This is a genomic window from Novipirellula sp., assembly GCF_041583735.1.
Taxonomy (GTDB): domain Bacteria; phylum Planctomycetota; class Planctomycetia; order Pirellulales; family Pirellulaceae; genus Novipirellula.
In genome coordinates this window covers 1-9,414 of sequence record NZ_JBFHFD010000319.1, presented here as the reverse complement: position 1 = coordinate 9,414, position 9,414 = coordinate 1, and the positions used below count along the sequence as shown (strand labels likewise).

6 protein-coding genes are annotated in these 9,414 nt (G+C 55.5%); 3 read left to right on the top strand and 3 right to left on the bottom strand.

The genetic code is table 11. The annotated features are described in order from the left end of the window. Window positions 1–94: 94 nt before the first annotated feature. A complete protein-coding gene (locus tag ABX962_RS21055; protein ID WP_372722020.1) occupies window positions 95–4,042 on the top strand; it encodes an FtsK/SpoIIIE domain-containing protein in 3,948 nt (1,315 codons plus the stop codon). 258 nt (window positions 4,043–4,300) lie between these two features. Continuing rightward, window positions 4,301–4,948, top strand: coding sequence for a hypothetical protein (locus tag ABX962_RS21050; protein WP_372722018.1), 648 nt, complete (start codon window positions 4,301–4,303; stop codon window positions 4,946–4,948). Between the two features lie 114 nt (window positions 4,949–5,062). On the opposite strand, the gene ABX962_RS21045 is transcribed toward ABX962_RS21050, so the two are convergent. After that, a complete protein-coding gene (locus tag ABX962_RS21045; RefSeq protein ID WP_372722016.1) occupies window positions 5,063–6,040 on the bottom strand; it encodes an efflux RND transporter periplasmic adaptor subunit in 978 nt (325 codons plus the stop codon). Window positions 6,041–6,127: 87 nt separating this feature from the next. On the opposite strand from ABX962_RS21045, the gene cutA reads away from it, so the two are divergent. Further along, window positions 6,128–6,454 carry a divalent-cation tolerance protein CutA gene (gene cutA, locus ABX962_RS21040; RefSeq protein ID WP_372722014.1) on the top strand — a complete coding sequence of 109 codons (327 nt, stop codon included), beginning with the start codon at window positions 6,128–6,130 and terminating at the stop codon, window positions 6,452–6,454. A 74-nt stretch (window positions 6,455–6,528) separates the two neighbouring features. On the opposite strand, the gene ABX962_RS21035 is transcribed toward cutA, so the two are convergent. Both ABX962_RS21035 and ABX962_RS21030 read right to left on the bottom strand, forming a co-directional pair. Continuing rightward, window positions 6,529–6,867: a diacylglycerol kinase gene (locus tag ABX962_RS21035; protein WP_372722012.1), complete on the bottom strand. Its 339-nt coding sequence runs from the start codon at window positions 6,865–6,867 to the stop codon at window positions 6,529–6,531. A gap of 5 nt (window positions 6,868–6,872) precedes the next feature. Next, window positions 6,873–9,414 (bottom strand): organic solvent tolerance protein OstA (locus tag ABX962_RS21030; protein ID WP_372722010.1); only part of this gene is annotated, 2,542 nt, incomplete at its 5' end.

The following is a 9,414-nucleotide window of genomic DNA, read 5'->3' as shown; positions in this document are numbered from 1 at the left end:
TCGGACAGGTTAGAATAAAGCGTTGGCTGTTCCCTAAATCCGTCCCTGTCATCGTCGTTGATTGACGCTGTCCTCTTCAAAAACGCTGCTAACAATGAAAGATTCATCGGTTGGTCCAGCTGGACTGTTACACCCCGCACGCCAGCGTCGTTTGTTGGAAGGGTTGGAAGATCGGTTTCGATCCAGCGTGGCGGAACATCAATCGTTGATCGAGCGTCATGCCAAGGAAAGCGAAAGCGAAGAAACGACCCTGGGGTCGCAACGCGCTATCAAAACCGACGCCTGCCGGCACCTGCGACGAGGCATGCTGTTGGAATGGGACGAACAAGAAGAGAAGCTGACGAGCCAGTACGAAGCGTTTGCGATCAAAAACCGCCAAGAACTGAATCGGCTCGGCGCGGTCTATCGCAAAAAGGCCAGTGTCTGGAAAGATGCGATCGAACGCAAAGTCAAAGCACGCTGTACCGCGATTCACCATCAATACAACGAACGCAAAGACAAACCGGGGATCCACCGCGACAAAGAGATTGAGCAAATCAATCAGTCGTTGAATCGGATCTATGGCGACTTGGAATGGGCCCGAGCGCTGACGCTGCGGCGTTTAGATCGGCTGCCCGAAGTGCCGCCGGCGGAAACACCCGAAGACGACCAGCGGTTGCCCACACCGCATGATGTCCGCGAATCGATCGAAGCGATCGATACATTGACGCGGCGTTGTAAACAAACGGTGACGCAAATGCAGACGGGGGCGGCGTCGAAAATCGTCGACTCCTTTTACCTGCCCGCTGGCGTCGGCGTCTTTATCGTGATCTGGGCGCTGGCCGTCATGATGATGAAGTTCGATCCGCCATGGTTACCGATGGCGGCCGGTGTCCCCATCGCCGGTGTGATCGGGTTCACCATCTTTTTGCTACTGATGATGCCGCTCAAACGGATGACTCGCCAATTGCATCCGGTCGTCGAACGGATTGCCGAAGCGGCCGAAGAAGCGGCCGAAGCGGGACGCAAAATTGCCGCACGGACTGCCAAAGAAGCCGAAGTCGAACTGCTGAACCAACGCGATGCCCATCTTGAAACTGCGGCACGGTGGCGGACCGAACAACTTACCCTGCTCGAACAAACCATCAACACCGAGCGTGAACAGGCAAAACAAAAATTGCTCGCAGCGCTGAGCCAAGCCAACGGTGAATACAAGTCGGCTTGGAATCGAGTGAGCGAAACGATGCTGGCCAAAGCCGACACGTTGGCCAATCGCATTTCGACCGATTTAGCCGACACCGACCAAACGTTAACCCAGCAGCGGATTGCCGCAGCCGAGCGGCGGGATGCCGAGCGGGCTCGATTGGTCCAGCGACTCGAAAATGGTGTCCAGCGAGGAATTCGCCGTATCGCCGCAAGTACGTCGCGAGTTCGTTCACGATTTCCTGATTGGCAAACCGTGGCCGACGGTGATCTTCCGAGCCTCTCCACGACCGACTTTTTGCCGGTCGGACGATTGAAGGTGGACCGTCGATTGCGACATGTGCTCGAGACGTCAGCCAACCAAAATGGAAGCCCGACGCCGGCGCAGCATTCGTCGCTGCCATCGCCTGTGTCTGCGGTATCGACGGGCAATTCCATGACGTTGGTGGATATCAACGTTCCGGAATCACTGCCGATCGTGATGCACCGTCGACTGCATTGTGGTTTGTTGATTTCAGCCAACTCGTCACGCTTCGATCAAGCCATCGATGTTGCCCATCAAGTGCTGTGGCGTGTCTTGACCGGATCGGCACCAGGGCGAGCCAAGTTGACGCTGATTGATCCGGTCGGACGCGGCCAGAACTTTACCAGCTTTATGGCACTTGCCGATCATGACCCATCGCTGGTAGGGCATCGCGTCTGGACAAGCGAAACCCAAATCACCGAGCGACTCGGGGAAATCGCACAACACATCGAAGATGTTCTGCAATCGAGTCTGCGTGATCGGTTTCAGCGGATCGAAGACTACAACGAACTCGCCGGTTCAATGGCCGAACCCTATCGAGTGATTGCCGCGATTGGATTCCCCGAGGGGATGACGCGTGATGGCTACAAGCATCTACAGGCGTTATTAGAAAGCGGGCTGCGTTGTGGCATTTTTTGTGTCATCGTTTGCGACAAATCCAAGCCTTGGCCGGCGGAAACCCCGCTGCCCACTACGGACAAACTGCTGCGACTTGATCTTAATGACGACGGCGAATGGCGAGTCGTCCAGGATGGTTTGGATGATTTGCCCTTTGAACCTGATCCCTCGCCGCCGATGAAATTGCGGTCGGCGTTGGTCGATCGAGTGGGCAAGGCCGCGGTCGCCGCTTCGCGTGTCGAAATTCCGTTGGCGGATATATTGAAAGACAGCCAAGCCGCCGGCGGTTCCACTGCCGACCGCATCAATATTCCGATCGGCAGCCAGGGGGCCAATCGGCACCTGCCGCTCGATCTGGGCGAAGGCGTTCGCCAACATGTTCTGATCGCGGGCAAAACGGGATCGGGAAAAAGTACGCTGCTGCATGCGATTATCACGTCCGGAGCGTACCGCTACACGCCCGACGAGTTGCAGTATTACCTGTTGGACTTTAAGAAAGGCGTCGAGTTCAAACCGTATGCCGACGCGAGTTTTCCTCATGCCCGAGTGATCGGGATCGAGAGTGAACGTGAATTTGGCCGCAGCGTGCTGCAACGATTGGATGAGGAACTGCAGCAACGAGGCGAGAAATTTCGTGCGGCTGGGGTGCAGGAATTAGGGGAATATCGCAAGGCGAGCGGCCAGAAAATGCCTCGCATCATGCTGGTCGTCGATGAGTTTCAAGAGCTGTTTATTCGTGATGATCGCTTGGCGGGCGATTGTGCAATGTTGCTGGACCGCTTGGTCCGGCAAGGTCGTTCGTTCGGGATGCATGTTATTCTGAGCAGCCAGTCGTTGGCCGGCGCCTACTCGCTGCCTCGAGCAACACTTGGGCAAATGGCCGTGCGGATCGCAATGCAGTGTAGTGAAGCCGATGCCGCTTTGATCCTCGCCGACGACAACACTGCCGCTCGATTGATCAGCCGGCCTGGCGAAGCGATCTACAATGATGCCGGCGGTTTGATCGAAGGCAACCAACCGTTTCAAGTCGCGTGGCTGTCCGGTTCCGCTCATCGCGAGATGTTGCATGCGATTGCGATTCGAGACCAAGGGTATGTCGACTCGCTGCCTCCGGCGGTCGTGTTCGAGGGCAATCGGCCTTGTCGCTGGACCCCGCTGCTGGCGAATCAAGTGGTGCCGACGGCGGAAGACAAATCACTGTACGGATTGTTGGGCGAAGCGGTCGAAATTGGACCTCCGGTCGCCGTGAAATTGACTCGTGACACCGGCCGCAATCTGTTAGTGATGGCACCGGCGGATTCACGCGGAGCGGTCATCGCGACGTGTGTGGCAAGCTTCTGCAAATCCGATCCGCGTACCGAAGTGGTCTATTTCGACGGCGCTCGCGTGGATGACGGCGAGTCCGTGGGACCGTGGCTCAGTGAATCAGGAGTACCGTCCAAGATAATCAAGCTTCGTGACGTCGAAAACGAGATCGTTCGCGTGCATGGGATCGTTAAAGAACGGATGAAGGAGGATGGTGATTTTTCCCCCATCATTTTGGTCATCGATCCGCTCGAACGGTTTCGTGATTTGCGACAAGACGAATCGTTTAACTTTTCACTGGATGCCGCCGCAGGTCCCGTCAGCGGTGCGACCGCACTGCAAGAGTGTTTGCGGGATGGGCCCGCCGTCAACGTGTTTACCATCGTGGTCAGCGGATCAGCCGAAACATTATCACGATGGTTGCCGCGGGCTTCACAGCATGATCTGGAGCTGCGAGTGTTGGGGCGTATGAATACGTCCGATTCCGCACTGCTGATCGATACGCCCATGGCATCGGAATTGTCGGCCGCGACAATGTTGTTGTATGACGATACCGATGGCCGGATCAGCAAGTTCCGCCAGTGTGATCTTCCCAACGCCCAGGATGTCAAAGTCTGGTTGACGCCGTCCTGAGCCTGCGCCGCTCGATGCTTCGTCGAGGCCATCGTGAACGATTCAATAAGTCCCGCACCCCGAACGGCCCAGCGTGCGGCCCGATTCGATCTTAATCGAAAATGACGTCGTTTTGATTTGCGAGTCGTGTCGTCAAATCGACGCCAGCCTTGGAGTCTGATTTCGTGAAACACGAGGAAAACGCAGTTTTTTTCATTCGGCATGCTCCGTGCGTTGTGAAACTCACATCACTCACCCGCATTTTCCTGGAGCCTAAAGATGTCACGTCTCTTTGCTATCGCCACTCTGTTTTCGGTCGTTTTCGCGAGCGGTCAAGCCGATGCGCAAGTCACCTCGTCTCCGCATTACCTGCATTCGCAACCCTATCACGGACCGGTGCATGGTGGTGACTGGGGACACGATTATTGGCACGCTCCGCCTCATGTTCCCAGTGTAGCCCAATTGGACGAGTACGCGGACCAATTGGCCAAGGTCGCTCGCCATCTGCACGAAGACGCCCACAAGTTGTCTCAGGACTACGAGCATTCGCATTCGATTGAAGGTTATGTCGATCAAGTCGATCGTTTGCAACAACACATGCATACGATCTTGCACGAAGCCGCCGAACAGAATCGACTTTCGACGGGGTTGCTCTCGCACATCAAGAGTGATGTCCGTCAAGCCAAATTGTTGTTTTCTCGGTTGTACGGCGAGCTGCAGCATCAAGGGTATGACGGAGCCCGCACAACCGACTTCTACGCGATGGCTCACATGCGAGAGGTGATTGTTTCGGAAGCCAACCCGTTGATTCGTCAATTAGAGATTGAGTTGTATGGGTACTCGCATTCAAGCGACATCCACCATTCCCATCGCCGCCCAGTGTCTTCACCTTGGTACGGACACCATGGCGTCTACCCTCATCATTAGTCAACATCGCCGGTGTTTGGCATGCGGAAAGCAAACGCCCGTGCCATCTACTTTTGCCTCAACCGGGTTGGCTCTTATCGCGGAGTGGCGCGGGGCCCGTTAAGCGTGGCGTGTTTATTCCGATTCGGCGGTGATCACCAATCGGCCTCGCATCCCACTTCTTAGTCGCGTTTGGGGGTTACTAACGGTAGCCCACAAACGCACTTGACCGGTGACCGGATGGACTTCGGGAGAAACAAAGGTCACGTTGCCGCTGAACTCAGCAGCGTGATCCGAACCCGGATCGGCTCGAGGAAGTTCTTCGCAGACAAATTGCACTTGCCGACCGACCAATTCCGATCCGTATTTGCGGCCATCGATAAAGCATTCCACGCGAATCGGGTCAAGTGAAATGACACGAATCAGCGGTTCACCCGACTCGACCGACTCACCCGGCTGGACCGTAATCTCAGCCACCTGCCCTCCGACGCTGGCGCGGATCGCATGATCGCGAACGCGTTGTTCGGCAATCTTTACCGCAGCTTGCTTTTCACTGGTGTGAGCAATTGCGATTTGCTGTTTGTGTTCGGCTTGTTCAATCGCAAGGACTGCTTGATCGACGACCAGTTGCAATTTCTCAACTTCCGAGTCGCTGATTGCACCGGGAAATTTCGAATTGGCTTGCTTTGATTGTTCCAGCTGACGAATATGGAACTCCTTGGCCCGGCGAGCATAACGTGCGTCGACATCGCTATCACTTTCCAGCTTTGCTGCTCGGTGTGCCGCCACGGCTGCTTCGAGTTCGGTGCGGAAACGTTGGTCGTCTAACTGAATCAACAACGCGTCCGGTTGAACCCGATTGCCTTCTTTGACCAGTACCGTTTCGACCACACCGGAGATCGGTGACGCGATAAACGTGTTGTGGATCAGCGAGACTTGAGCTTCCGAGACTTCGAGTTGCTGGGTTTCAAGTTGCTGGGTTGCGCTCGGATTCTGAGCAAAACTTTGCGTCGTGCTGATCAGTGCGAGTGCCATGAAACCGAGCGAGAATTCGGTGCGGGGGTAACGAAAGATCATGAGCGGACTCGGAATGTCAAGTTTGAAACGATTCATGCGATGCTGCACCCCATTGTGAATGGAGTGCCTACTACAATCAATGCACTAGTAATTTACGCGGTTTTTGCTTAGGAAAACGAAAGTATGGAAGATTCATCGCCTCTAGCTCTGATCATTTCCACCGTTGAACTGGAAGCGGACGCCCAGCGAATCGCAAACGATTTGGTCGCTCAATCGCTTGCCGCGTGCGTGCAGATTGACGGTCCTATCCAAAGTGTCTATCGCTGGAACGGACGAGTGGAACAGGCCAACGAGTTTCGCATGATGATCAAAACCACGCTTGCTGTGTGGCCGAAACTGAAAGAACGTTTACTGAAAATGCATCCGTATGATGAACCCGAAATCATCATGTTGCCGATTGCTGGGGCAAGCCAAGGCTACCAAGCCTGGGTCATCGACCAAACCACTTGATGCCGAATTAGGCTTCCTGTGGTCCTTCGCTGCTCAATGCTCAGGTCGTGGACAAGACGTCCACTACACATTCACTACAGCAGCACAATCACGCCGATGACCGCTGCGCCGATTGCAGTCACCAGCACGGCCGAGGCGGCGGTGTCCAGTGCGTCGCCGATCTCGGGATGACGCTGAGCATGCAGGACGCGAACGAGCCGCTCGATGGCCGTGTTCATTAGTTCTGCAGCGATGACCACCGTGATCGCCAAAACCAAAACCGCCCATCGCCACAATTCGAAATCCAAATAGGTCGCGAGCGTCAGCACCGAGGTGGCGGCAAGCACATGCACCTGCAGACTGGATTGATCACGAAGCGAGATCCCCAAGCCGCGGAACGCGACCGCAAACTTTGTTATCCAAGTTTGGATCATCCGCATCACTCAAGCCCCTCGACGCCCGGCGGTGGAATCAATTGTCCACCCACATTGCCCAGTCGTGCGGAGGGCCAGAAACGAGGTTCGATCATAAATCCAACCCCCACGTTGTCACGTCCGCTGTCGACATTGATTCCCAAACGCACCAAAAAGGATTCGCCGATACGAGTTAGCCCAAACGATTGGCCGATGTTCCCCGTGGCTCCAAAGTCGTAGATCATTCCGGACGACGCCAGCCATTTTTCATTCAGACGGTAATCCATCGTGCTGCGGAAAACCGTGCTGCTGATCGGCCCTTCGAGTGACAACAAGCCAAGGTAGATGTCACCCACGCCCGGTCGACTGGTTCGCACGCCAGCACTGATCGAACGGAGTCCCGAATCGAAAAAGTCAAAATAGCCATCGCTCAGCAAGCTGACTCGATCGCCAATGTGATACGCCGTGTCGAAGGTGGCTGGGCCAATGGTTTCGCCAAAGTTGTCTCGATCCGCTTCGGGGAACAGCAACACGTCGGTGTTGAAATGGAACACGTCGACGATTCGTTCAAGCCCAGGCAAACCGCGTTTGGTTTGGAACCGTTGATCGAGTCCAAGTCGGACCTGTTGCAAATCGTCCGCGATCACATCACTGCCGCTGACGACATATTTCTGTGTGCCTTGACGTAGTGCGTAGGTGCGTGGGTCAAAGGTCGCCGGCAGCAAACCTGCATAATCGCTGGTAATGAAACGGCGGCGGAATTGTTGTTGCGAATGGTCGTCCAGCGGGTCGTATAGCGGCAATTCGTCGAGCGATGTATCGCTGTCGGCGTAAAAGTAGTCGACTTTCCACTCCAATTTATGTGCCAAGCCGCGGAGGTTTAGCAAACTGCTTTGGATCGTCGGGTCGACCCGCGACATCGGTAAACTTGCCCGCACCCCGCCTTGTCCCAACAACCGAGTCAACGAATCGCCGTCGCTTGCTTCGCCATAGTGAGCTGCTTCACCGGAGACATAGGGAACGACCTTGATCGGGCCGGCTTGAACCGGCAACGACAATTCTTGTCGTGTACGTGCGACGATCCCCGAACTATCTTGTTCGCCAGGAAGCGTCGACATGGTGGCGGCTTCGGCAGGATCCGTGGCAATATCCGCTGCGTTCAAACGTGAATAGTTGATTTGGTTGTGGGCCGACCAGGTAAACAAATCGGCAAACAACGACCCGCCAATCAAGTAGTGATCGAGTCCGGGCAGTTGTTCGGTTTCTTCGAAGAAATCGTTGACCTGGGCTTTGGCGGACAGTTCCAATAGGTTGCTGCCCCAGTACTTGCGAAGCCGCAGCGAAGTGTCCTGGTTCTTTCTCTGATCCCAATCCTGTTCGTAATACTGTTCTAGGAAGTTGCGATCACTGAGAAAGCCCAACTCGGCAACAAGCTCGTAGTCGTTTGGCATGATTTGTCGATGCTGCCAAAACACGCGGCCGCGATGGGTTTCTTCGGGAGTCAGGTTTTTGCGGCCTCCCCCAAGCGTATCGGTCCCTTTGTCATCGATTCCCCAAGCCTCGAAATAGCCTTTGGTCGGGCCGGGGACGCCAAACATTCCTGGCAATTGATAGTTCAGCGTCGTCCCCAGTGCAGGGCCTCGATCGCTTAGATAATCAGTGGAAAGTTCCCATTTTAAACCCTCGGGCGCGTTTTCGATGCCGAGGATCTGCAGCAAGTTAAAGTCCAGCAGTAGTTGGCTGCCGAAAATACTGTCGTTTCGAGCACTGGCACCGCTGAGATAAAAAGTTGGTTCACGCAACGAGGTTGCAAACCGAGGCCAATACAAAATGGGGACGCCGCCAAAGTACGTAAAATTATCTCGGCTGCTGACGAATGGATCCCGAAGCACTGTCGGAACGCCGGTGATTGGATCGATGACCGTCGTGTTGCGGTCGGTTAGCTCCAATTGCTCACTTTGCAGCCAATAGCGTGGCACGCCCATCCGGCTGCTGGTGACCGCGGCATCAAAGGCGACAAAGTTGCCTCGCGCCACTTGTTGCATCACATCGGCTTTTAGTCGAACGATCCCTTGGTAGCTAGGGATCGTCGTGATCGTTTCGGCATCGAGCACAATCCCTTGTTCGGTGGCGAGGTTGTAGTACATCGACTCGGCGTAAATGATTCGCTCACCTTGACGGACGACGATGTCGCCTTCGAGGTACAATTCGCCCTGCGCCTGCGACAGATTCGTCGATCCGTTGAACAGGTTCGTCACCAGCGGAAGCCAACCGACGATCCGATCGGCTGAGAGCGAAATCGTGCCCAATTGCATCAGTTCGCCCGACGGTAATTGTGCGGTGACGTCGCGAACCAGTACGGTCACGCCGCCACGCGCGACGATTAGCGTTTCGCCCGCTTCGGGACGGTTGATCGTTTCGATTTGCGGCGGCATCGATGAACCGCGTGCAAGCACTTCGACACTGCGCGTTCCCCCGCCGACAAAGAATTGAAATCCGCCGCTCGTCGCCCCATCGGACATCGTGATCGGCGGTGGCGAATTGGGAACGCTGCCGATCGCATTCGGG